The organism is Paraburkholderia sp. PGU19, from assembly GCF_013426915.1.
Lineage (GTDB): Bacteria > Pseudomonadota > Gammaproteobacteria > Burkholderiales > Burkholderiaceae > Paraburkholderia.
In genome coordinates this window covers 506,589-530,903 of the sequence record NZ_AP023183.1, presented here as the reverse complement: position 1 = coordinate 530,903, position 24,315 = coordinate 506,589, and the positions used below count along the sequence as shown (strand labels likewise).

At 60.7% G+C, this 24,315-nt stretch carries 22 protein-coding genes and 1 pseudogene; 14 read left to right on the top strand and 9 right to left on the bottom strand.

What is annotated here, in order from left to right; genetic code table 11:
• Window positions 1-259 precede the first annotated feature (259 nt).
• On the top strand, window positions 260-454 hold the full coding sequence (locus tag H1204_RS49430) for a hypothetical protein (RefSeq protein WP_180736453.1): 195 nt from the start codon (window positions 260-262) through the stop codon (window positions 452-454).
• Window positions 455-505: 51 nt separating this feature from the next.
• On the top strand, window positions 506-781 hold the full coding sequence (locus tag H1204_RS49425; protein WP_180736452.1) for a type II toxin-antitoxin system HicB family antitoxin: 276 nt from the start codon (window positions 506-508) through the stop codon (window positions 779-781).
• A gap of 2,149 nt (window positions 782-2,930) precedes the next feature.
• On the opposite strand, the gene H1204_RS49420 is transcribed toward H1204_RS49425, so the two are convergent.
• Entirely contained in the window at window positions 2,931-3,410 is a 480-nt protein-coding gene (locus tag H1204_RS49420) for a hypothetical protein (protein ID WP_180736451.1), read from the bottom strand.
• Window positions 3,411-3,866: 456 nt separating this feature from the next.
• Between H1204_RS49420 and H1204_RS52480 the strand changes: the two genes are divergently transcribed.
• Both H1204_RS52480 and H1204_RS49410 read left to right on the top strand, forming a co-directional pair.
• On the top strand, window positions 3,867-4,895 hold the full coding sequence (locus tag H1204_RS52480) for a hypothetical protein (protein WP_243469146.1): 1,029 nt from the start codon (window positions 3,867-3,869) through the stop codon (window positions 4,893-4,895).
• 1,143 nt (window positions 4,896-6,038) lie between these two features.
• Window positions 6,039-7,127 (top strand): glycosyltransferase family 4 protein, encoded by a 1,089-nt coding sequence (locus H1204_RS49410; protein WP_180736450.1) that lies wholly within the window; start codon window positions 6,039-6,041, stop codon window positions 7,125-7,127.
• Window positions 7,128-8,086: 959 nt separating this feature from the next.
• Here the strand turns inward: H1204_RS49410 and H1204_RS49405 are convergent.
• A complete protein-coding gene (locus H1204_RS49405; RefSeq protein WP_243469145.1) occupies window positions 8,087-8,374 on the bottom strand; it encodes a hypothetical protein in 288 nt (95 codons plus the stop codon).
• 274 nt (window positions 8,375-8,648) lie between these two features.
• Between H1204_RS49405 and H1204_RS49400 the strand changes: the two genes are divergently transcribed.
• Entirely contained in the window at window positions 8,649-8,927 is a 279-nt protein-coding gene (locus H1204_RS49400; protein WP_180736449.1) for a hypothetical protein, read from the top strand.
• 37 nt (window positions 8,928-8,964) lie between these two features.
• Window positions 8,965-9,417 carry a response regulator gene (locus tag H1204_RS49395; protein ID WP_180736448.1) on the top strand — a complete coding sequence of 151 codons (453 nt, stop codon included), beginning with the start codon at window positions 8,965-8,967 and terminating at the stop codon, window positions 9,415-9,417.
• Window positions 9,418-9,475: 58 nt separating this feature from the next.
• On the opposite strand, the gene H1204_RS49390 is transcribed toward H1204_RS49395, so the two are convergent.
• The 3 genes and pseudogenes from H1204_RS49390 to H1204_RS49380 all read right to left on the bottom strand — a co-directional run bounded on the left by H1204_RS49390 (window position 9,476) and on the right by H1204_RS49380 (window position 12,497).
• Window positions 9,476-10,879 carry a sigma-54 dependent transcriptional regulator gene (locus H1204_RS49390; protein WP_180736447.1) on the bottom strand — a complete coding sequence of 468 codons (1,404 nt, stop codon included), beginning with the start codon at window positions 10,877-10,879 and terminating at the stop codon, window positions 9,476-9,478.
• A 155-nt stretch (window positions 10,880-11,034) separates the two neighbouring features.
• On the bottom strand, window positions 11,035-11,685 hold the full coding sequence (locus H1204_RS49385) for a glycosyltransferase (RefSeq protein WP_180736446.1): 651 nt from the start codon (window positions 11,683-11,685) through the stop codon (window positions 11,035-11,037).
• Between the two features lie 101 nt (window positions 11,686-11,786).
• Window positions 11,787-12,497, bottom strand: a pseudogene (locus tag H1204_RS49380) (manganese catalase family protein).
• A gap of 417 nt (window positions 12,498-12,914) precedes the next feature.
• Between H1204_RS49380 and H1204_RS49375 the strand changes: the two are divergent.
• Together H1204_RS49375 and H1204_RS49370 are read left to right on the top strand one after the other, a co-directional pair.
• Window positions 12,915-13,289 (top strand): hypothetical protein, encoded by a 375-nt coding sequence (locus H1204_RS49375; RefSeq protein WP_180736445.1) that lies wholly within the window; start codon window positions 12,915-12,917, stop codon window positions 13,287-13,289.
• A 173-nt stretch (window positions 13,290-13,462) separates the two neighbouring features.
• Complete coding sequence (locus H1204_RS49370) at window positions 13,463-14,329, top strand: SDR family oxidoreductase (RefSeq protein ID WP_180736444.1); 867 nt, start codon at window positions 13,463-13,465, stop codon at window positions 14,327-14,329.
• A 90-nt stretch (window positions 14,330-14,419) separates the two neighbouring features.
• Here the strand turns inward: H1204_RS49370 and H1204_RS49365 are convergent, their stop codons facing one another.
• The 3 genes from H1204_RS49365 to H1204_RS49355 form a co-directional block, all read right to left on the bottom strand.
• Entirely contained in the window at window positions 14,420-14,605 is a 186-nt protein-coding gene (locus H1204_RS49365; protein ID WP_180736443.1) for a hypothetical protein, read from the bottom strand.
• A 51-nt stretch (window positions 14,606-14,656) separates the two neighbouring features.
• Window positions 14,657-15,919 carry a phosphatidylserine decarboxylase family protein gene (locus H1204_RS49360; RefSeq protein ID WP_180736442.1) on the bottom strand — a complete coding sequence of 421 codons (1,263 nt, stop codon included), beginning with the start codon at window positions 15,917-15,919 and terminating at the stop codon, window positions 14,657-14,659.
• A gap of 183 nt (window positions 15,920-16,102) precedes the next feature.
• Window positions 16,103-16,441 (bottom strand): hypothetical protein, encoded by a 339-nt coding sequence (locus H1204_RS49355; protein ID WP_180736441.1) that lies wholly within the window; start codon window positions 16,439-16,441, stop codon window positions 16,103-16,105.
• A 169-nt stretch (window positions 16,442-16,610) separates the two neighbouring features.
• Between H1204_RS49355 and ligD the strand changes: the two genes are divergently transcribed.
• From ligD to H1204_RS49340, 3 genes are all read left to right on the top strand, one after another.
• Entirely contained in the window at window positions 16,611-19,130 is a 2,520-nt protein-coding gene (gene ligD, locus H1204_RS49350; RefSeq protein WP_180736440.1) for a DNA ligase D, read from the top strand.
• 91 nt (window positions 19,131-19,221) lie between these two features.
• The gene (locus tag H1204_RS49345) at window positions 19,222-20,157 is read left to right on the top strand and encodes a Ku protein (RefSeq protein ID WP_180736439.1); all 936 of its coding nucleotides are present in this window, start codon (window positions 19,222-19,224) and stop codon (window positions 20,155-20,157) included.
• A 53-nt stretch (window positions 20,158-20,210) separates the two neighbouring features.
• Complete coding sequence (locus H1204_RS49340; protein ID WP_180736438.1) at window positions 20,211-21,017, top strand: tetratricopeptide repeat protein; 807 nt, start codon at window positions 20,211-20,213, stop codon at window positions 21,015-21,017.
• 282 nt (window positions 21,018-21,299) lie between these two features.
• Here H1204_RS49340 and H1204_RS49335 read toward each other — a convergent pair whose 3' ends face one another.
• Window positions 21,300-21,851 carry a hemerythrin domain-containing protein gene (locus tag H1204_RS49335; RefSeq protein WP_180736437.1) on the bottom strand — a complete coding sequence of 184 codons (552 nt, stop codon included), beginning with the start codon at window positions 21,849-21,851 and terminating at the stop codon, window positions 21,300-21,302.
• Between the two features lie 311 nt (window positions 21,852-22,162).
• Between H1204_RS49335 and H1204_RS49330 the strand changes: the two genes are divergently transcribed.
• The 3 genes from H1204_RS49330 to H1204_RS49320 all read left to right on the top strand — a co-directional run bounded on the left by H1204_RS49330 (window position 22,163) and on the right by H1204_RS49320 (window position 24,243).
• Complete coding sequence (locus tag H1204_RS49330; RefSeq protein WP_180736436.1) at window positions 22,163-22,756, top strand: ParB/Srx family N-terminal domain-containing protein; 594 nt, start codon at window positions 22,163-22,165, stop codon at window positions 22,754-22,756.
• Between the two features lie 118 nt (window positions 22,757-22,874).
• Window positions 22,875-23,378 carry a YetF domain-containing protein gene (locus tag H1204_RS49325; protein ID WP_180736435.1) on the top strand — a complete coding sequence of 168 codons (504 nt, stop codon included), beginning with the start codon at window positions 22,875-22,877 and terminating at the stop codon, window positions 23,376-23,378.
• A 634-nt stretch (window positions 23,379-24,012) separates the two neighbouring features.
• Complete coding sequence (locus H1204_RS49320; RefSeq protein WP_180736434.1) at window positions 24,013-24,243, top strand: hypothetical protein; 231 nt, start codon at window positions 24,013-24,015, stop codon at window positions 24,241-24,243.
• Window positions 24,244-24,315: the final 72 nt, after the last annotated feature.

Here is a 24,315-nt window from a genome sequence, read left to right as displayed (position 1 = left end):
GTTCAGCCAACGCTGTTGTCGTGCAGGCCATGACGGGCCAGCGACCCGACAGATCATCCTCGGTGAGGCGGTGAAGCCCAAGGGCTCAGTGTGCGCCGCCAATCAGGCGCACGGATCAGGCTAACAGCATTTCAGGTCGCACTCTCCGCGGCGCTCGCGCGCAACGTCGTGCCGACGACCGCCGCGCCGCTGGCCGCACCCGGATCGGCGACGCAATGAGCAATTCGCCACTTCGCCGGTGATGGAGAACGCCAACCGCTTGGACGCCGATTACCGCTACATTTCCCACGTCATCAACCGCCAGACGGTGGAGGCAGTGCTGCGCGAAGCGTCGGCGATGACGGGCGTTCCAGCATCACTTGCATCAATCCTCCATTCATGGCATGCGCTATGCTGGTCACTGCAATGGGATGCAACGCCGCTCGATGAACTGGATGAAGGTGCACAACGCTGACTGCAGCAGGCCAGCTGCTTTAGGGTTCAGGAAAACATAAGGGAGACAAACATGTTGAAGTATCCGGCCCGGTTCGAACCGGTCGAGGAAGGCGGATTCTTAGTTACATTCCGGGATGTACCAGAGGCGATCACTCAGGGAGACACGATCGACGAAGCCCTGTTCATGGCCGCCGACGCGTTGGCCACTGCGATGGACTTTTATTTTGAGGATCTGCGACCTGTCCCAACTCCCTCTGGCGTCGAGGAAGGGGAGGAACTGGTTGCGCTGTCAGAAAGCATGTCTGACAAAGTGCTGGTATTCAACGAAATGCTTGCAAAGGCATGAGTAAATTGCGTCAGGCACGTACTGGCGACGGAGCAAAACACAGCCCACAACCTGTAAATAGAATACAGACCGCGGACGTTTTCTCCGCTGCGATGGGCATCTCGTCTCAATGCGAGCCAAACACGCGACCGGCGCCACAGCTTTGCGCAAATCTCAAAACGGAAAAGCGCCTTCTGAAGCGTGCGGCTGGATGGGAAAAGCTTGTTCGCGAACCCGGCGTTTCGCTGCATGCGAGGTCGGGGCGTGGGCGGCCGGGGCACGGGGCGTGCTTCCTCGAGAGGCAACACGAAGCATGGTGGGAAGCAGATGGCAGAGTATCTGAGCGCGATATTCCGGTCGTATCGAGATGCTCGCGACGCACGGAGGTCGCTCGAGGAGTCGGGCCTATGCGCGTCCGGTGCATTCTTCCTTTTTGCAGTCTCTCCTTCGACGCGATCCGTGCGGGCAATGTGCCCGGCGCATGAATTGGATTATGCGGAATACACAGGTCATGGCGAACAGTTCGCGATAACGGCCGTCAACCGATTCACCGAGCCGTACATGGACTGTTTCTTTGCCGGCATGCTCGATAATAGTAGAACCGGTCACACATTGTTGGTCGCGGCTGACCCGCGACCAGCGATGCTGGTACAGATTTGCGCGACCCTGAAGGACTGTGGAGCATTCGCGATCCGTACGCCGGGTTCACGTTGGCGGCTTTGCAACTCGCGATAGCGAAAATTCGGCCGCGTGCCATTCGCAGGAGTATGCCTTCCGTTTCTCGCTTGTATTCCCGTGAGGGCCGGGGGCAAGCAACCACGCCGATCATCAAAATCACGGCGGGACGCGTCAGGCACGTCATAAACACTTCACGCACGACATCCTCGTGCAGGTCGGTCGCCCGCACCTGCGTTCTAGGCGACGTCTGGTAGCAATGTGCAGCCCGCTTTGCCATTAACGTTGCATCGCGCCATTGCAATGGCGGGCATAACGTCGTCAAGCCCGGATGAAAGATTGATTCGAGAGTTCAGCGCTCAAGAACAGGTTGGCAAGACTATATCAATGCGGGAAAATGCAGTGAGTGCGTCAGCTTCACTGGTCCCGGCGCAGGTGACCGATGTGCGCGGCACAGCAAGATAGAACGCAGGGCGAGCTGTAACGCTGGAACTTCGCCTCTTGACGATCCAGCTCCGCGCTTTCCATTCGCTAGCAGCGCAGCCTCGAAGGTTGGACGTGGCGTGCGCGGCAGGCGGGCGAGAGCCACGATGACTGCGGAAACTTTGTGTGAACGATTATGAAAATGTGTCTCGGAGTACTTTGTTCTACACTGTTTTGTGTGCGTTGAAGGCGGCGCTTCTGTAGGCAATGAGGAGGCGTCGGTTCAAATGCCATAGACAAACTATCTGGCGGATAGCGACGAGATGTTTGTCTCGCTTTCCGGATATCATTTAGTAACATTCAGAAACTGTGCATTATTTAAGCGACAGCGGCGCGTCCTTCTCACGCAGCGGGGGAAACTCTGAGTGAGGCGCAAAAAATGAACGTGACTTCACAAAAGATCGTGCCCTCGTAAATCGGCGGCCGATGCTGCATGTCCGCCTCTTTTTTCGGTACGAACGCGGAAATTCACCTGATCCGTCAACTGCTTTGCGTCAAATGAGTAGTTGCTACTGCAACTAAATGACGGAGAGAATCGAAAACTGGCGAGGGACAAAGAGCAGTCGGCTCCAAAGTTGCTATCCGCTTTCTGATTGAGACCAGATACGCTCTCGAATTAGCCCGCGGAGCGTCGGTGATTGCAGGTCTCTCACTCAATCCTCCTCAATGCAGGCGATCGGCGAAACATTGTCTGCGTTTATAGCGAATCACGGACCAGAGGACCTCGATGGTTTTGTCCTCATCCTTAGTGAGCGGTTAATTGAGCGCGGCAGGGCTGATGCGGCAGAAATGATCAGGGACTGGAGAGCCGGATGGGCTCCACCAATAGGGATGCGACAACCTGTTCCTTCGTCGGGCCGTGCTAAAGATCGGGCGAGGAGAGGGCGAGGCGATCATACATGGCGCGGTTTGCGAAAAATAGGGCGAGAATGGAGACTCGCCCTCAGAGCAGACCATGTATCACGTTGTAGTGCGGGTCGATCCGCTGCAGGTCATGAAGGCAAAGCCGGGATTACTGTTTTTTTGCGGCATCCACCTTGGCGTCGGCGGCCTTTTTGTTTGCATCACCTTGTGCCTCGACCTTCTCTTTGTCGGCCTTCGCCTGAGCCACGTTTGCATCCTGGGCGGCTTCATGTTTCTTCTTGTCCGCTTTGGCCTGCGCAGCGTGCTTCTTCTTGTCGGCCCGGGCCTGCGCCTTCATAGCTTCGCCGCGTGCGTCAGATGCTTCTTTCGGCGTTGTTGCCTTTTCCTTCTTCGCGGCCTTTTTGTCGGCGTCGGCCTGTGCAGAAGCCTTGTCCTCATTCGCCGAAGCCTGAGCCTTGTCGGCGTCGCTCTGAGCTTCAGCCTTCTTTTTATTGGCCGTAGCCTGTGCTTCACTCTTCTCGCTGTTGGCCTTCATCTGTGCCTTGCCAGCGTCCGAGGGCGCGGCAGTCTGCGCGAATGCCGTGGTAACGAGCAGTACGGATGCGAGTGCTGCGATGATTTTCTTCATGGTTTCCTCCCTTGAAAGTGCACTGCACTGGACAGTGCTGGCTGTGTAAACGTTCATCGACTCGCCAACGTTGACCCTTATGTCGTGACAAACGGTAAGCAGGCGAGACGAAATGCAACGCCAACGAACGCAACCACAGTCAGCCAGGCCTCGAGTATTGGATTTTCACGTATGACGAAACATATAACCGCTACTCCGTAGGCAATCTGCCGACCGAATTCGTTGCCAGGTGGGCCCACTCGCCAATGGTCGGGACTTTGATATGCGGCCTTTGTACGACTCACTGGGTGAATTGCGAAACACGTCACCGGACGCCGGTTGTGATGCTCACCTTTCGTGGTCGGCTCAGGGAATTCTCCTTGTTGTTCTTCCAGATGTCGCGGGTGCGACGTCGACTGGTCAGGTCAGTCATGTCTGCCCTGCGGTCGCGCATGCACTTCTTGCACGGCGCTCCGGGTGAACGGGTCCGATGAAGGCACGCCGGTACGCATAGCCGATGGACGCAGATCGCTATCGGAGCCGCACAAAAGCGTTGTGCACGGACCATGGCGCGACCCGGAGTGCTTTTGCTCCGCATCTTATGGGCGCCTAAACCGGCTATATGCGGCGGATGCAGACGAAACAGTTTGGGCGCGGAATTTGCGCACTCGCTTCGGCTATGTACGCAGGGACATGGTTATGGCAATCGGACATTTCTCACAGCTGTATTCAAAACGCTCCGCAGACTGTCCACCTGCGCGGACACCTGAAACGCTTTCTTCGTCGAGGCAGGCGGCGATCCCAGCCTATTCCATTTTCCACGAGCGCTGGTGGCTCGACATTGCGACGAGCGACTGGGGTATGACGACCGTCATGCACGGCAACCAGTTGCTGGGTGAAATGCCTTACTATCTCGCCCCCAAGGGCGTGTGGAGCGTCTCGCGTCTGCCGCCGCTGACGCGAACGTTGGGCTCTGTCATCAAGCCGATTGGGGCCGATCCCGTGCGTGAATTCCGGCATCGCATGCACGTCACAACGCGCCTGATCGAACAGTTGCCGCGTTTCGACAGTTTTTTCCAGGTCTTCGACCATCGCGTGAAAGATGCGCTTGCTTTTGCGCTGCGCGGCTTCACCGTTTCAGCACGGTACACGTTTCATATCGGTCCGGATTGCACGGCGCCTGAGGTGTGGGTGCCCATGAGCAGCAAGACACGCAACGTCGTTCGGAATGCAGCGACGACCTTGACGGTGCGTCCAGTCGAAGCCCCGGGCGAGTTCCGTCGATTCTACGAAGCGAATCTCGCGTCGCGGTCGCGAACCAACGCGTATGGCACCGTCGTCATGCGCGAACTCGTGAACGCATTTGTTGACAGGAGAGCGGGGCATCTTCTGGGCGCATATTATCGGGGCGGCAGGCTAGCCGGCGTCATCGGCCTCGTCTGGGATTGCGACATCTTCTCTCTTCGCGCGCGCAGGGGTCTCCTGGCGGAGCGATCAGCCTTTTGATATGGTCCGCGATCCAGGAGGCTATTGGCTGCAAGCTGACATTTGATTTTGACGGATTTTCAGGTGCTGCCATATATGCCTTTCTAAGCGGCTTCGGCGGGTTTGACACAACGTCTCGGAGTGGAACGCCTAAGCACATTGTACGCGGTGGCGCGAACACTCAAGCGCGGCGTCTCCCATAAGTCGCATGAGGCGTTCACGCCCAATCTCTGACACGCAGCATGTCGCTCGGGTCGATAACGTGCCCAGGTAAGCGACGCCTCGGCGAGGCATTTATCGTGACAGGCTTCTGTGCTACGGGCGATCAATTGCGAACACATTTCAAGTTACGATCGTGCGGGATAACGTCCTGCGCTCCAAGCGGCCAGCCATTGCTGCTTCGTCGAACGCCCCGCTCGGCCGGAAACCGACGTTGCATCCTTTCACCAGCACGTCTCAAGCCGATGTGGCTGCCGGCGCAAAAAGCACCGAAGCCCGTGATGTGCACCGACGCATCCGCGGCGAGCACACGAACGACTGTTTCGCGAAGGCCACGGCAACGCAGCCGGTTGGACGGCGGGTACGGGCCAATGAAAACTGTGAGTACCGTTGTAACAATGATCCAGACCCCGAGCCAAGGCCAAAGCCCTGCAACGGATGCGGTTTGGAAAGAGGGGCGAGCAGTGGCGCACCGATAGCCGCGACGAGCGCGCTTATGACAAGGTACACAATCATCGACAGGCTGACGCCAGCGATGACCGAGTCCCCATGACAGACGCGGCAGGGACGCGCGGGCGGACCCCGGCGGTGAACGGCGTCGGGTCGCTGCGAGCGGACATTCCCGTGCCGTCTCGCGGCTGGTTCCGCGCAATCGACGCGTAGTTGTGGACCACGCAGCGCGTACGCCACTTCGTCGCAATCAGTTAGGCGGGGAAATGAACTGACTTGCAGACCCGGCGGAAAACAAAACGCCTGGAGGCGCAAACCGGGCCACCAATGGGTCTTCAAACATTTCCAGTCTGGGAACGCCGCATGCTGGATTTAGGCACGCTCGCCAAGGCACTGGCGTCGCGGACTTACGCAGGGTTATGACAGAAAAACAGCGTTAGGTCTGCCTTGGTCGCCAGCGTGCTCGCCGATATCGGTTTGCAATGGAGTCGCCCAATGCGTATCGCACAGATCGCGCCTTTAGACGAGGCAGTGCCCCCTGCGCTTTATGGAGGAACAGAACGGGTAGTTTCGTATCTGACAGAAGCCCTGATCGACCTCGGCCATGATGTCACGTTGTTCGCGAGTGGCGACTCGCGCACCCGGGCACACCTCGAGGTAGCTTGGCCGCGGTCGCTACGTTCCGATCCATCAGTCTGCGATCCGCTTGCGCCGCACCTCGTGATGCTTGAACAGGTTCGTCGCAAAGCTCCTGACTTTGACATACTGCATTTCCATCTCAGCTACTTGCCGTTCCCGGTCTTCTCTCAGCTTGGTACACCGTTCCTGACCACATTGCACGGCCGTCTCGATTTGCCGGAATTGCGGCCAGTGTTCGATGTATTTTCCGAGGTACCGGTAGTGTCAATCTCCGAGTCGCAGCGGGCGCCGCTTCCCGGCGCAAACTGGCTTGATACGGTCTCCCACGGGGTGCCAGCTTCGCTGTTGACGCCGCTGCCGCACATGCAGCCAACGTATCTGGCCTTCTTGGGCCGGATCAGTCCGGAAAAGCGCGCTGATCTGGCAATCGAAATTGCTGCCCGGGCCGGTATGCGTCTCAAGATTGCCGCGAAAGTGGACAAGGCTGACGAAGCCTATTTCCGCAGCGTGATCGAGCCGCTGCTGGCGCAGCCTCACGTTGACTTCCTCGGCGAGATAAATGAGGCCGAGAAGCCCGCGTTCCTGTCGGGCGCCCGTGCGCTGCTGTTTCCCATTGACTGGCCCGAACCCTTCGGTCTGGCGATGATAGAGGCGATGGCGTGTGGCACGCCCGTTATCGCGTTCAATCGCGGTTCGACACCGGAAGTGATTGAGCACGGCGTGACCGGATACTTGGTGGGCGATGTTGCCGAAGCAGTGCGCGCAGTGGCGCAACTCGATGATATTTCGCGTAGCAGAGTGCGGGATGAGTTCGAAATTCGCTTCACATCCAGGACGATGGCGCTGCGATACCTCGATGTTTACACGGGCTTGACCGTGGCCCGTCAACCGCCGTTGCTTCGGGCCGTCGCGGGAGTCGGACACGACGGTGTCTTGGAGCCATGAATCTTCTGGAGATGGCGTAACCGGTTGCTGCCTTATTCGCGCAGATGAGCCGGCATCAGAGGCAATCGAGCCCCGGCAGTTGCGGCTTTCTATAAACGGTATATACGGTATTATCATAATTACCAAGGTCGCTGCCAGCGACCGTCTGGTTAGCCTTCTGAAGACCGTGCATCGCAACTTTTAATAGTGGGTCGGTTACCGGAACCTGGGGAAATCGAGTAGTGCCGTATCGCGCAGCAACAGGGCGGATCGGTAGAGCGGCGCGGAAACCGTGCGCGATCCGAGTCTTCGCGATACGTCAGCAGGAGAGGGATAGATCAAGAATCCTGGATAAAGAAAAACCTGCTATTGAGCTTGTGGTTAAGTGGCGCGAACGCGTTACTCGGCCACAGGTAGTGGACACACAATGTCGACAGCAAGACGTCAATCGGCAAGGCTCTGCAACGCCGCGTGACGCCGCCGAAAGCGAAGAAGCGCCGATCACGCCGATGATTGACCTGCACCAGTGAAGGGGGCCTGAACAAAAGGGCGAATGTCACGGAAAACTTCTGGCGGACGCGCTTATGTCTCGGTCACTACGTAGGTACGCGTGCGTGGGCGCGACGAGGCTAAAGGACGCGTTCGCTTAATGTCGTATCTGAAGGCAAGGGACATGCATGTAGGGACACCTCACCCCGGGTTCTCCGCTTCTGATGCCGCTACAGCAACGAAAAGCATGACTGATGTCGATGAAGCGCAATCGTCATGCCGCGCCCGGTCTGGATTGATCGACCCGAAATAATTATCGGCATTCCGAAGTTGTAACGACTGTTCGGTCTACCTGTTCGCACTGGATCACCAGACGCCACTGAACGCGCTCGCTTCCCGCGAAGCTCATAGGATCAGGATTGCTGGCTTATGGTAACTAAGGTCTCTGTTGGCATCTGCCCTCCCTGCCGTTTCTTCGCGCAGGGCATGATTCATGGTTCGCGCGGCAGATCGTGACGCACACTCAGGACGGGATCGCTCAACCAGTCGGCAAGCCAGTCCTTCCATGCGGACCACTGGCACGCGTCGAATATGAACCGGCCGGTCAGCGCGCCAGCGCCGAACGTCTCCGCCTGTGCATAGACGACCCGCTCGCCATTCCACCAGGCCACGACAGTGTCCGTCAGTTCTGCCACTGTTTCGGGTCCGGCGCTTCGGAGCAGCGCTGCCAGCTTGTTTTCAAATTCTTCGAATTGCATGAGGGTTTCCTCCTGAAGCATGGGTTACGCGGTCAAACGACGGCGCCGCTTCGGGACGTCTATTGCGGAACCGCCAAGCACATCAATCTTTTTAAGGAGTCGGCCGTTGCCGCACACCCAACGGAACGACGGACGCCCGACGACCGAACGGAAAACGCTGTCGACGAGGCTGTCGAGGACACGTTTCCCGCAAGCGACGCACCTGCGACGGGCGGAGCGACGAAGCGCCCCCACAGGGCAGGCAATCGACGCACGCGACGGGAGCGTGAACGATATTTGAGGAACGGGAGGCAACATGAAAACCATGAAGACGCATCTGATCATCACGGCAGTCTGTCTCGCTGTGGCAGGCAGTGCATTCGCACAAGGTGCGGGCGGCGGCCCGGGTGGTGAGAATGGTGGCGGAGGCGCGGGCGGTGGCAGCGCAGGCCAGGGTGGCACCGGGACCGGCACGCCCAATGCGAGCGGGGGTCGCGGGCGCGGCCTCCAGCAACGCGGGCAAAAACACCATGAAACCGGGAGCCCAGGACGCAGCAGCTTCGGCAGTTCAATAAAGGAGAACGACGCCGTTTAGCGCGAACCCAGCGACGCAGGCGAGCCGAGACGAGACGATGGCAAACATACTGCTGGTTGACGACGACGCTGAAAACCTGTGGTCGCTGCGGATAGCACTGGAGGATGATGGACATCGCGTGACGGTAGCGGCCGACGCCGGACGGGCGTTGGCCATCTTGCGGCACGAGGCAATCGAAATCATGATCACCGACTACCAGATGCCCGGCATTGACGGCGTCCAGCTCTGCCAGATGACGCGGTCGCAGCCGGCTCATTCATCGCTGCCCATCGTGCTGCTATCGGCGGCGACCGAGCCGGCATACGCACCGCGGGTCTGGACGCACTTTTTGCGCAGACCGGCCAGCATTCGTGAACTGATCGCGCGGATCGATGTCCACGCCGCCGCACGGCTAACGCACGCTGTCCATGTTTCCGCCGGAGCGGTGCGTCGGTGCACAGAACCGGCCGCGTCGCGCTGGCCAGCCGTCAACGCCGGCTGCTGGCCCTGAACCGTAGGCATAGCCGTCAGTGCCAGGATATGACGGGTCCCATTGGCACGCGGGTGGTCTAGCCGTTGCGCGCATCGAACTCCTCTGCGGCACCGGGTTCCCGGTCGTCATCGATCGCTTCGGGAATCCGGTATTCCACGAGGCGGTTATAGAGCGTCTTGAGACTGATACCGAGTACTTCTGCTGCGCGAACTTTCACGCCTCCACACTGTTCAAGGGTCGCGAGTATCAGCTGTTTATCGGCTTCGTCGAGGGACATGCCGAACGGAATCGTGATGGTCGAACTGGCCACGGGTGTCGACAATGAGATCTGCATGGGCACGACTGCGGTGCTGTCCGATCCCGGTCTCGACATGATGTGCGCACGCTGCACGTAGTTCCTGAGTTCACGCACGTTGCCCGGCCACGGGTACGAGCGCAGCATGTCCCTGACCGCGGGCGGGAAGTGCTTCCTGGTGTTAAAGCGCGCGTTCAGTTCGTCGAGAAAGGACTGCGCGAGCAGCTCAATATCGTCGCCACGCTCGCGCAGCGGCGGCAGGCTGATCGGGAAAACATTCAGCCGGTGGTACAGGTCGAGGCGAAGTTTTCCTTCCTGCACGGCCTGCTCCGGATCGCGATTGGTGGCGGCGATCAGGCGCACGTCGGTGACCAGTTCCTTCGCCGTACCAACGCGCATGAAGAGGCCTGTTTCGAGTACACGCAGCAGCTTGACCTGCAGCTCGATTGGCATCTCGGTGATTTCGTCAAGAAAGAGGGTGCCGCCGCTGGCGCGTTCGAAATAGCCTATATGCTGGCGATCAGCCCCCGTGAATGCGCCGCGCTCATGCCCGAACATTTCCGATTCGATCAGCTTCGGCGAGAAGGCGCCGCAATTGAGGGCGATGAACTCCCGTTTGCGACGCGCGCTCATCTGATGGATGGTTTGCGCAGCGACTTCCTTGCCGGTGCCGGACGTGCCCACGAGCATCACCGACAGGGCGGTCGGCGCCACCCGGCTGATCTGGTCGTACACCACTTGCATCGCCTGCGAACTGCCAACCATCGACCCGAATCTGCCCATACGGCGGAGTTCGTGGCGCAGCGCGCCGATTTCGGCCTTGAGGTCGCCGGTGCGTGGCAGCCGGTCCAGAATCGCGATCACGCGTTGGAGGTCGATTGGCTTGACCAGATAGTCAGTGGCGCCGGCTTTCAAGGCATCAACTGCGGATTCGACCGTTGCATGTCCCGTGATCACGACAAACACTACGCCCGAGCGCGGGTCGAGATCACCGAAAAGGTCGGGGCCCGAACCGTCCGGAAGCTCGAGATCAACAAACACGACATCGGGTGTACTTCGCAAAATCCGGCCGCGGGCTTCCTGCAGGTCGCCCGCTACGGATACAGTGAGACCTTCTTCCGCGATGATTGTTGCGAGCGCTTCGCGCGTAGCGGAGTCGTCGTCAACGATGAGTGCATGTGCCATGGGAGCGAAGCGAATCCGGTTGTGAATCCACGATTTGGAACTGGCGCGAACGACAGGCATTTACGAGCCCGGCGGCTCAGTGACAGCGCATTGCCCGTCGCCACGATCCATTTTGCCGCACGGCGCCCGCTGGAAATAGAGCTACTGCGGCTTGTTCAATCGCCAAGCATGGCGAGCGTATCGCCGAATCCGCCGCGCGCCCTGGAAACAATGCGGGCACTCGTGACGACCCGTGGCGCGGCGCTCCAGGCGATCGCTGTTCCCGTCGCGATCAGCATGTCCACGAGCGCGACATCCTCGCTACACGCGATGGGTCGGAAGCCGCCCGCACGCCGATATGCCCGGGCCGACACGCCCAGATTCGCGCCATGCACGTGACGGTGCCCGTCGGCGTCAACATACGACCGGTAAAACGCCTCGCGCGTGGCCGCATCGTGCTCGCGCCAGTCATCGACTGAGATCACGCCGCAGACCGCCTCAGTCTTTAACGCCAGTTGAGCGATCAGCCAGTCGGGCGCCACGCGACTGTCGGCGTCGGTAAAGGCAAGCCAGCGCGCGCCTTTTCCCAGCATGGCCGATGCGCCCGCGGCGCGCGCCACGCCGACATTGCGGGCCTCGATGGAGATCGTGCTGACGCCCGATCGCGCAGCAACCAGCGTGGATCGATCGGTGCATGCATCGAGCACGACCATGACTGCGACTTCCTCGCCGTTGAGCCCGGGATGCCGGGCAGCCCGCCTGATCGCACGAAGGCAGGCAGGAAGAAATCTTTCTTCGTTGTGTGCGGGGATCACAATGCCGAGCATGCTGTGCCTCTAAACAAAACGTGTGTATTCATATGGTCCGGCCGGCGAGGTTCAATGACGCACGCGACCGAACGACCGGACCTTCACGTCAATCCCTACACTCACTTCGTCGTGGTTTCCTGACCGGCGCCCAGATCGGCGCCCGTAGTGGGATCGACATCGGGGTTTGAAGCGGTACGGGATGCCATGGCCTTCAGTGTCTCAAGGTCCGCCTTCGGCACATTCACCTGCACCGTGCCGTCACCGCCATCGACCGCGGGCTTCGGATTGCCGTCAAACTGCCATTCGCGTCCTTCGTTCCATGGGCCGCGCACATCATCGCCCTTTGAAAGATCGAAATGGACGCTGGTAAATTTCGCACCACCGGGGAGCTTGCCCTGTGGAAAGAGTTCGACCTGAGATCGGCTGTCGGCTCGCCGATGGTGTCGATGTAGGCGGCGCTCCATGGCACGCCTGCCGAATTGGTCAGCGCAGGGCCGCCACCGTAGAGGAGGGCGGTCGTATGCGAGTGGTTGCCTCCCGCGGTGAGTGAGCGGTACAAGTCTGACTTCCTCCTCGACGGCCTCCGCCAGTTGGCTCTTGGCCCCCTTGTTGCGCATGGCGACGATCGAGCCAATCACTTTCAGGTGGCTGAGTTCCTCGGTGGCGATATCGAAGAGCATGTCCTTGCGGCGGGCGTCGTCTTTGGCGACGGCCTGCGTGAAGTAGCCGCAGGCGGTAGCGAGTTCGCCCTGGGGACCGCCAAACTGGAGACCGGGGTTGGGTGCGGCGACGCGGACGGTGTATTGCAGGCGTTTGTTGCGCGCAAACATGAGTGACTCCTTTTTCGAAGACAAAACGATCGCCTTGGCGCGGTAAGAAGCGCCAGCAGGTAATCGGCGGAGACTGCCCAAGCAGCAGATCGGTCAGCTGACCGACCGGCACCCGGATGCGGGCGCTCGGGTCTCGGGACGAGAGTCCCGGCCAGGGATGCGGTGCGAGTGTTCCGCTCTACATGAAGGCTCGCTTCGCCCATTCAGCATGAGGTGTGCCTCAGCGCGTGATCGATACAGTCGCGGGACACATTCGGCTCGGGCGACGAGGATTCACAGCAAAGACGTCGTCGATGATCGCGTTCGTTGAGCTGAGCGTGCCGGGAATGGCAAGGCCGTCTGGGCATTAACAGCTACGCGGCACCGTAGGTCTGTTTCATGCTTCGACGAAATTGACGCACTTGTCCGGGGGCCAAGATGGACAGCCGACATTCAACCCGCGGGGCATTAACCAGTGAGGTCGAAGGACAGGTCACGCGGCTCACCTTGCTCGTAGCCTTGCACCTGCTCGTGTTTTCCGAGGCCCGCGTGTGGATGTCGGCCGCACAGGCGGTTGATGCCATGCGTCGGTGGTTTCTGGCTGACACCACCGTGCTCGATGTTCTCAGACGCGTAACGATTTCTAGTCGTGCCTTACCCATTGCGGTGCGGCTCGCGGCGTGTCATGGCTGCCTGCTCGACGCCGATGGCATGCATGCCGTCTTCGACAATCAACGATCCATCGACGTCGGCGCCATTGAATACCGGATCATCCGGCGCGCATGCGAAGCGGCACTCAGTGCGACTGACTGACCTTAACAAAGCGGAAGGGTTATTGAACTGTCGGCATCAGTCGACGCGCATCGGGTAAAACGCCAGAAAAGTGGTGAGCACGCAGCGCGGTTTCGTGGCCGGGCGCTTGCTCCGGAATACGCATATTCCGCAGGCCGGTGAGACCGGAAACGCGGTGAACATGGGAGATAGCAATGACTGGAACCAGACATCCTGCGCCACCTTTTCCGGCGCAGCAGCAGGACACCGTGCCGGGGCGTACCGCGCCGATGAAGCCGCAGCCCGATCATGGCGAGGAAAGCTATGTTGGACATGATCGCCTTGCAGGCAAGGCAGCGATCATCACCGGCGGCGACAGTGGCATTGGGCGCGCTGTGGCCATTGCGTTCGCCCGCGAGGGGGCGGACGTGCTGATTTCCTACCTGGACGAGCACGAAGACGCACAGGAGACGCAACGGTGGGTCGAAAAGGCGGGTCGCCGTGCGGTACTCATGCCCGGGGACATCCGTGACACGGCGCAGTGCAACGGACGCGTCGAGCGCGCGATAAGTGAATTCGGCCGGATCGACATCATCGTCAACAATGCAGCCTATCAGATGACCTATGATTCGCTCGACGCAATCACCGATGAAGAATGGAACAAAACGTTCGATACAAATATCGGCGCGATGTTCCGGATCGTGCGTTCTGCCGCCGGGCACATGAAGCCGGGTAGTTCGATTATCAATACGACATCCATCAACGCAGACAAGCCCAACCCGGGACTGCTCGCGTACGCGACAACGAAAGGCGCAATCCAGAACTTCACGGGAGGGCTCGCCCAGCTACTGGCAAAACAGGGTATTCGCGTCAACTGCGTCGCGCCTGGCCCGATCTGGACGCCGCTGATTCCGTCGACCATGCCGCGGGAAAAAGTCGAGAACTTCGGCAGGCAGGTGCCAATGGAGCGTCCCGGTCAGCCTGTCGAACTCGCGCCCGCCTACGTGATGCTCGCAACCGACGAGGCGAGCTACGTATCCGGTGCGACGATCGCCGTGACGGGGGGCGCACCAATCCTCTAGGCTCGCGGATGGCGTCCCGGTCGCCATCTATCCCGACCGGCGGGAAAAATACCACGGCAGCTGGCGTTCACAAAGGGCCTGTCGGGACCGCTACTGCTCCGCTTCATCGTCGGCTTCGTCTTCGTTCTCGAGACCGGGTTCGAGATCCTCCAGCTCAACCAGCTCTCCGGCGATTACCATTTCCGCACCGGGCTCGAGCGTTTCAGCCAGCACGGGGTCGCCGTCGACAATCAACCGGATGGGCGTGTCGCCCTCATTGGCTACTTTCACTTTCATCGTCATGCTCCTTCAGAGGCAAGGCCATGCGGATGCGCTGGACGCGCCCGATCAGCGCGCAGTGGCGAGGTGCGCATTGACCAGGACGGGAGGGCCATCGTCAAGAAATGGCGCCTGCGGGACGAAATGCCCAACCACGTCTGGCCGGAAAATCAGACAGTAGGTCGAGCCGCCGTACTGAAAATAACCAAGCTCGTCACCCTTCCGAACGCGTTGTCCCGGTAGCGCTTCGATCATGCACGACGACACGTCGGCCATGCCGACGAACACACACCCAACCGGGCCGATGGCCACATCGTCGCAATCGATCACGATGATCGCGCGCGTCGCGACGGCCGTCGTGTAGCCTTGGGAATCGTTCAGACCACCCGGATCTTCTCCTTCGGACTCGGCGTCCGAGTAACAGGTGCCCGGCACGACGTACGCGTGCGTGACGCGGCCGCCCACGGGCGCATGCCAGCGGTGATAGTTGAACGCGCTGAGAAATGCCTGATAGACCGAACCACCGACAAACTGCCTTGCCGTCTTTGCCTCGCGCGCCGTGAAGATTTCCTGCAGCGAGTAGGGCTGCGACTTGATCCAGAACGCGTCGTGAAGCCTGACGTCGTGCTGAAGGTTGTACGGCGACGCCTCGCACGCGCTGATGATTATCCTGTCGTCGTCGGGTGCGGCAACGGGTCGGGCGTCGGCTTTGAACTGGCGCGTAAAAAAGCCATTCCACGACGGGAAACCCCGGTACAACTTGTCCGGATCGCACAGGAACTGCGCCAGGCCGATCTTCGCATCGGCCTCGGGGCTGAACCAGCCGCCCGGCGCATCGCTGTTGAGGTGTTCGCGCGAATATGGCCCGCTCAGGAACCCACTCCAGAAATTCAGCACGCGTCTGAGCTGGGCGTTCAACGTCGGATCGCGGAACAGCGCATAGCCGGACGGCATGCACATCGGCCAGTCGAGCAGGGCGTTCAACGGGCAATGAATCAGGCTGGATTCGCTGAAGGGCGGTGCGTACGTCATCATGTAATCGACGATGCCCATCAGTTCGTCGATCGAGCTGTATCCGAGCTGAAAACCGGCATCGCGCGCCTCGCCGATCGCGTTGGTGAGGTCCATGCGAAGGACGGGGTCACCCTGCAGCAGGGTCGAGAGATCCTGAACGACAGGTGCCATCGGCACGCGGCCCTTATGTTCACCCTTTCGCTCTCTTGCGCGTTCGGCCAGATCGAGCCGGAAGCGCGCAATTGCTTCTTCACTGTCGGGAAACCATTCGCCAAGCCGTCGTCGCGGCTCGCGTGGCGTGCGTGTCCTGTTGGTCATCGTATTCCTCGCAGCGTGTTGCGTTCCATCGATGCGCGTGCAAGATTCTGGCCCGGCCCAGCGACTGGCCGACGCAAACCCGGAAGGAACGGACGTTGCTATGTGATACATACCCACCAGCCGGCGCATCAACAGGTCGGCCCTGTCCAGCGGGGGAGTCTCGACCATGCGATCATTTACACGTTACGCGTCCGCGGTACTGACGACGACGGCACTCATGTTCGGCACGAGCGCCTGCAAGAAAGTCGACGAAAAAAGCAGCGACACGATGAGTTCAGCAAGCAGCAGCGTCATGACCAACGCGGCGGGCGTGAGCGGCACGCCGGGCCAGAGTGCGGCAGCGCAAAGCGCGAGCGAAAATGCGACCGGCGCAACTGCGCCGCCTTCCTCAAGTGAGGCGCCAGCCGTTGCTACACCCTCTTCGATGGCCAGCGCGGTGCCCTCGGGCGCCAGCCAGTGAAGCCGAGGTAACGCCAGCGGAGAGCAACTGCTCTTTTGTCTGCATCCCGAGGGATCGACCACCAGCTTGCGTTGAGCGAGCTCTTCGCGCGAGAGGATCTGCCGCAGATTTGCCGTATTCCGTTGGGTGGGCTAACGCAATCAGGCGCAGGAAAGACGAGCGGAAAGTCGCAAGCTACTGAACTGTCTGAATGCCCAATCTGCTAGAAAACTGTTCTCCTCATCAATTGTCATGGCATCTGACCGCGCCCCGGCGTCGCCGCCGCTTTCTCGCTACCGACGAAAACGGGATTTTCTGGTCACGCCAGAGCCGGCGCCCGCTGCGTCGAAGTTGACCGCCAGCGGGGATCTGAGCTTCGTCGTCCAGAAGCACTGGGCCAGCCGGTTGCACTATGACGTCCGGCTGGAGCACGACGGCGTGCTGTTGTCGTGGGCCGTCCCGAAAGGCCCGTGTTACGACCCGAAGGAAAAGCGCATGGCCATCCATGTGGAGGACCATCCCGTCGAATATTCGGCTTTCGAGGGAACGATTCCAAAGAAGCAGTACGGTGCAGGCACCGTGATTGTGTGGGATCGGGGTACATGGGAACCCCTCGGTGATCCACACGACAGCATGAGCAAAGGGAAGCTGGTCTTCCGGCTCCACGGCGAAAAGCTCGCCGGACTGTGGGAACTGGTGCGGATCTCAAAGCCCGACGACCGGCAGGACCAGTGGATGTTGTTCAAGAAGCGCGACGAATGGGCGCGTCCGCTCGCTGACTTCGACGTCATCAAGGCGCTTCCAGACAGCGTGACGACCCACCCGCTGGGACTTGTCGAAGACCGCGAGCCGAAGGCGGGGCGCGCCAGAAGCAGGGCGGACCCAGAACTGGATCTCTCTGCTGCGATCGCGGCTCCGCTGCCCACAAAGCTCGAGCCGCAACGCGCGACGCTGGCTTCGTCGCTGCCCTCGGGGGGCGACTGGATCACCGAGGCGAAGCTGGACGGCTACCGGATGCTCGCGCGGGTCGACAATGGCCGCGTAAGACTGTTCACGAGCGGCGGGCATGACTGGACGAGAAAACTCGCGAGTCTCGCGGCGGAGGTCGAACGCCTTCCCGTGTCGAGTGGATGGCTGGACGGCGAAATCGTGGCGCTCAAAGACGGCCTGCCGGATTTCGGTGCGCTGCAGGATGCGATCGACAACGCCGCAAACAGGGAGATCGTCTTTTTCCTGTTCGACCTGCCGTATCTCGACGGCCAGGATCTGCGAAACGTTCCGCTGTGGACGCGGCGCGCGTTGCTCGCCAGATTACTCGACCGAGACACGGAACGCATCCGGTTCAGTCAGGATTTCGAGGCGCCACCCACGCGGGTTTTCGAGGCTGCTGCCGGACTGGGCCTGGAAGGCCTGATGCTCAAGCGCCGCGACGCGCGATATGAATCGGGACGAACCCAGACGTGGCTGAAGGCCAAATGCCGACTGCGGCAGGAACTGGTCATCTGTGGCTTCACCGCGCGCGGTGGCAAGGAAGGTGAAGTGGGCAGCCTGCTGCTTGGCTATTACGAGGGCAGCAAAGGCAGCAGGCTTCACGATGCAGGCAGTGTGGGCACGGGGTGGGATGCCCGAACCGGCCGCCATCTGTGGAAGCGCCTTTTGCCGCTCGAAACAGATTCGGCACCATTCGATGTCGCCATCACGAAATCCCGGCGCTGGTCGCGGCGCGCGGCCGGGAGCGAGCGCTGGGTGCGCCCGGAACTGGTCGCTGAGATTGAATTTGCCGAATGGACAGCAGACGGCGTCGTGCGGCAGGCGTCGTTCAAGGGGTTGCGGGTCGACAAGCCGGCGCGCCGGGTCGTCCGCGAGGGCGGTCAGACGCTCGCGCATGCGCCCGAAGTATCCCGGATCAAGGTCACGCACCCGGAGCGGATCGTCGACCCGTCAAGCGGTGTGACGAAGCTCGATCTCGCGCGGTACTACGAGAGCGTCGCCACGTGGATGTTGCCGCACCTGAAGGACCGGCCCGTGGCCATGGTTCGCGCGCCGGACGGCATCGAGGGCGAGCAGTTCTTTCAGAAACACGTCGAGCGCACAGGCATGCCAGGAATCAAGACACACGACCGCAAGCTCTGGCCGAATCACCCACCGCTGCTAACCATCGACACCACCGACGCGCTGATGTCGGCTGCCCAGATGAACGCTGTGGAGTTTCACACGTGGAATTCCACCGTCGGCCGGATTGACAAGCCCGACCGGGTCATCTTCGACCTGGATCCGGGTGAGGGCGTGAAATGGGCACATGTTCAGGAAGCGGCGCTGCTCGTCCAGACTTTGCTGCATGAGCTGGGACTGCAGGCGTGGCTGAAGACGAGTGGCGGCAAGGGGCTGCACGTCGTCGTCCCGCTCACGCCGAGGCTTGACTACGACGCGGTGAAGGCCTTCTCGAAGGCATTCGTCCGGCATCTGGCGAAGACGATTCCCGATCGGTTTTCCGCAACATCGGGCGCATCGAACCGCATTGGCAAGGTGTATGTCGATTACCTGCGCAACGGGATGGCACAGACCACGGTCGCCGCATTCTCCGCGCGGGCGCGCCGCGGGATGGGCGTGTCGGTGCCGGTGGCGTGGGAGCAGCTGTCCGAACTGAAGAGCGGCGCTCAGTGGACAGTCCAGACCGCGCGGGAATATCTCAGTTTCCAGACCGAGGACCCCTGGGGGGCATTCTGGACCACCACCCAGTCACTGGCATCGGCGATCAGGCGCCTACAATAATGTGGGCGCCTCAGCCTGCCGACCGTCGACACAGCGGTGGCACGTGCCTTGCATATGTGGGTTCTGAACGCGCTATCCGTAGGAGATGTCCATGGCCGCCCGCTCAATTGCCTCGCTGTCCCTCTCCTTCGGGCTCGTTTCGATCCCGGTGAAGCTCTATGCCGCGACGGAGAGTTCGTCTGACGTGCGCTTCAACCTGCTGGCGCCCGACGGTTCGCGCGTCAAGCAGCAGTACGTCTCGGAGAAAACCGGGGCCGTCGTCGAACGCTCCAGCATGAACAAGGGATATGAGTTCGAACGGGACAGGTTTGTCGTGTTCACCGGCGACGAACTGAAAGCACTGGAAGACGGTGCGAGTCACGTCGTCGAGATCATGGCGTTCATCCCGGAGAAGGCGGTCAACCCGGTCTTCTACGACAAGGCGTACTACATCGCGCCCGACAAGCGCGGCGGCAAACCGTACAGTCTGCTACAGCAGGCACTTGCCGAGAGCGGCCGCTGTGCACTGGCGAAATGGGCGTTCCGGGGCAGGACACGGATTGTGCAGGTCCGTCCCGAAGAGGGTGGGCTGGTTTTCCAGCAACTGCTCTACGCGGATGAAGTCCGCTCGCTGAGTGATCTGCATATCGAACACGTCCAGGTGTCCGATAGCGAGCTGAAGCTTGCCCTGCAGATCATCGAGCAGGGCACGGAAGACAACTACGACCCGACGGCCTATGTCGACGAAGAGAAGCAGCGCATTCTCGCCGCGATCGACGAGAAGATCGAAGGCAAGCAGATCATCGCGAATGAGCCGGCGGAGGCGACGGGCAGTGGAGGGCAGGTCATCGACCTGATGGATGCACTGCGCGCAAGCCTGAAGGGTGGAAAGCCTAAGGCGGCCGCCGCGGCTACACCCGCCGCACCGACGCGCAGGAGCGCAGACCCTGTCACCGAGCTTCCCGTGGCGCCGCGCACGCGCAAGCCGGCGACGCGCGCAGCGAAAGCGCCGGCTGAAGCACCGGGGAAGGTCCGGGCGCGGAAGTGACGTCGGAAGTGACGGCAGAAGTGACCTCAGGCGCCCCGGCACGCGAGGTGTCAATGCGCGAGCTGCAAGGCATGCTCGGTGTGTCGCGCAGCGTGCTCTCGAATCTGGTTGCCGCGGGTTTCGTGACCCCAACGCGCGGACCGCGTAACGCCTGGCGCTTCACGTTCCAGGATGCCGTTCTGCTTCGCACGGCCCTGCAGCTTCGGGCTGCGGGCATACCGCCGCGCAAGATCATAGCGGCGCTCTCACGACTCAGAGAGGCGCTGCCCGATGAGTTGCCGCTCACGGGCATTCGGGTGTCCGCAGTGGGTAACGAAGTCGCCGTGCGGACGGGGCCGTCGCAGTGGGACGCCGTCACGGGCCAGTTGCTGCTGGACTTCGAAGTCGCCGAGATCAAGGGTGATGTCGTTTTCCTCGACACCGCGCCTGCACGGCGCAAGGGCGAGCAACAGGCGGAGGAGTGGTACGACCTCGGTGAACAGCTCAGGACGGCCGACGTCATTGGAGCCGAGCAGGCTTACCGGAAAGCGATCGGATCATCCCCGAGGCCCTTCTATGCCGCTTACGTGGACCTTGGTGTACTTCTATGCGAACTCGAGGCGCGGTGCAAAGACGCACTTCACGTATTCGACGAAGCGCTCATTCACTTTCCTGGCGATGCAGTACTGCACTTTAACCGTGCGATCGCGCTTGAGGACCTCGGTCGTGAGGAAGACGCTGAGCGAAGCTATCAACGGTGTCTGGAAATTGATCCGACGCATGCGGATGCCCATCACAATCTGGCGATCCTGCTGGAGAAACGCGGCGACCCGCAGGGTCTGCTGAGGCATCTGAACGCCTATCGACGTCTCACCACCTGATACGCGCATTATTCAGATAACCGCCCCATCTTCGCTCTTGTTTGTTGCGAGTCGGATGCCGGAGAAACGGGCATTGCGCCCGTCCTGTGACGACGGCCGTGCCGGTCGTCGTTCCCATGCAATCGGCCGCAGGATGGGCAAAGTAAAAGAACCGCGACGCACAGCACTACCAGATAAGTAACTAAACTGGCGTCTCGCTTCTGATCGCGATCGGGTACCGCCGAGGTGTCGGTATGAAGCAGAATACCGCGCCCCGGTGGACACGCACGAATCTCCATACGGTCAGGCGGCACGTATGAACGACAGGGATCGGTCGCCGACAAGGTTGCTCCCCGCTGCGTCGAGCTTTTTCACGAGCTCATTCTTGCGCGCAGCCAGCTTTACTCCCAACGCGACGAGATCAATGCCGCTTTCGCACAGTGCCGGAAACAGCTCGGACTCTTCCTCTTCGACGTGATGTTTTACCAGTTCGGACATCACCTTGAATGTCGCGTCAAAACCATCATCGCCTGGCCGAAGCGAATCGAACTTCTCAATCAATGTCTTGACCAGGTAGTGCTCGACGTATGCTTCGTCCACGTCAATCTCATTCTGTTTCTCCTGTGCCCTGTGCGCCGCCGGGTACAGAAGCTCCTCTTCGATAATCGCGTGCACAATCAGTTCTTCGCATGCGCGCCGTGCCAGCGTGCCCTTTGCTTCCAGATTGCCGTCTGCCGCCTTTTCGAAAGCATCGAAGAGCTTCTCCACTGCGCGGTGATCCGCCTTCAGCAATGCGATCGCGTCCGATGCGGCGGGGGCGCCAGTCGATCCGCTTTCCTTGTCTTGCGTGTTCATTCGTATCTCCCTGAAATATGTGAGGAATTGCGTCGTTGCCATCGATACCCGGTCACACGATCCGCATAAGCGTCCAGCAATGAGCGTTCCGCGAATCAGCGCGCCGACGTGTGCGTGTGCGTGTGCGTGTGCGTCGGTGCCGTCGGCGCGTCCTGCGCGCACCCCGTACGGCAGCGCCTGGTGCGTCGTGAACCGGCCAACGTGACGGCACGCTCCCTGCTGCGGACTCGTGGGAACCCTCTTGCTTGGTGGCATTGGTCCGGCAAGACAGGGCTGCCCGGCCCATCCACACCCGAGCGCGGAGAACAGGCATGAAGACGATAAAGATCGCCCGGTTGCGCCCGACGCAGGTAACGCACGGTGAGCGCGAGATTCGTGAAAAGACGAAGGCATATCGTTCCCTAAGCGGGCATGAGCTTGAAATGGCTATCGCCGAAAAGCCGGTGCCCATCGTGCTCGGTCCCGCGAACGCGCCCTATGCAATAGACCATCATCACGTGGCGACGGCACTCTGGCATGCCGGGGTCACACGTGTCCCGGTTGTGCTGATAAGCGACCTGTCGTCTCTCACGAGGGCGGAGTTCTGGCTCACGATGGAAAACCACCGGTGGACTTACCCCTATGATCGCGACGGTCGAAGGGTGGCGTTTGCAGACATGTACGAGCATGTGTGGGAGCTGGTGGACGACGAATTCCGCAGCCTCTCTGCATTCGTGCGCGACGCGGGCGGATACGAGAAGACGGCCGTGCCGCTTGAAGAGTTCCGGTGGGCGGATTTCTTCAGACATCGACTGCCGCCCCCCGTGACCGACCGAGATTTCGAATTGCTCGTCAGGAAAGCGGTCAAGCTTGCAAGAAGCAGGGCTGCACTCGGCCTGCCAGGCTACGTCGGAGCGCCTGACTGACCTAACCACCAACCCGCGGCATCGGGCACCCAGCAGGGTATGGGTACGCCAGGTGGTCGAGGCGCGGCAAATCTGCCCGCCACCAGCGAAACCGGCCAGGCCAGGCCAGGAGAACATCATGGACTTGATGACAGCGATATTTGGGGAAGGGCGAGAGCTTGATGCCGCGCAGATGACGGCACGCGCCGTCGCGGTCTTCTTCGCCACGCTTGTTCTGATTCGCGTATCGGGACGGCGATCTTTCGGACAGCGGTCGCCCTTTGACTATGTGGTCGCGATCCTGCTCGGCGCCACACTGAGTCGCGTCATTGTCGGGGCATCACCGGCCATCCCTACACTGGCCGCATCGCTGGCGATCGTGCTGATCCATCGCGCACTGGCGTGGGCGTGTGTTCGCTCACCGGCCCTCGAGGCATTCGTCGTCGGGGCCGAAAGAGAAGTTTTTAGCGGCGGCCAGTTTAACAGCAGGCAGATGACTGCGGCGCTCACCACCCGGACGGACGTATTGGAGACGGCGAGACAGACACTTCATACCTGTGATCTGGATGAAGTGGAGTCAGCGATCCTCGAGCGCAATGGGCAGGTAAGCCTCATCCGCAAGAAGGCCCCGCGGGCAGAGTGACGCTGGGTGTGTTGAAGACGCAGAGCCACGCTATCTGGAAATTGATCCGACATACGTAGCCGCCCGTCGCAATCTGACTTTCCCGTTCGTGAAACGGGGCGACCCGCAGGGCCTGCTGGACAGCTTGACGCCTATCGGCGGCTCACCACCTGACGATTGTGTCGCGTGTGACCGTGAGTTGAAAAAGAAATCCGATCTGCCAGTCCGGGTGGCTGGCATAAACGGACTGGTTCCATTTGCGTTGAACAGCAAACCACTGCAAAGCGTGCGTCACGCCGTCAGCGCTACAGCTTGCCATGAAGCCGCCGCATCAAGTTGCGGCAAGAACAGCGGCGCCCGTTAAATCGGTACCCATGGTTGACGAAATCGGTTACGACCAATACTCCATGGTGGGATCGTTGCGCAAGCCGGCGGTTGAAGACCGGGTATTACCGCGGTACGACAGGACAGCGTGGCATCGTGGGACGGGACTGAAGGCGTCGTGCTCGTGCTCACGCGCGTCGAGGTGCCGACGGCGTGACGTCGTGGGGGCGCTGCACAACCTGAACGGATGGGCCCGGATAGTGGAGGCAACCAGGCGGTACATGCCGATCGTCGTGGAGTTCGATCCCGACTTCATCTCGTGTCGATGGAGATGTGGCGCAAATCGCTCGACATGCAGATTCCCACTGCCGACGAATTCAAGATCCATTTCATGGAGAACCGCCGCAGGCTGCTGGACGGATTCGTGATCACGGGCAAGGCCTGGAAGATCATCGTGCGCGACCTGAACGCGGTTGACGAGCCTGCCATGCTGGAGGACGTGCGACTGGCTGTGCAGGCGTTTCTTCAGCTGGGCCGAAGACGGCCTGAAGGCGTTGGATGATCTGGCACCAATGTCAAAGCCAGATTCAAATGTCGTAGCGCTGGCTAAATAGAGATGTCGGGGTTGAGGTCG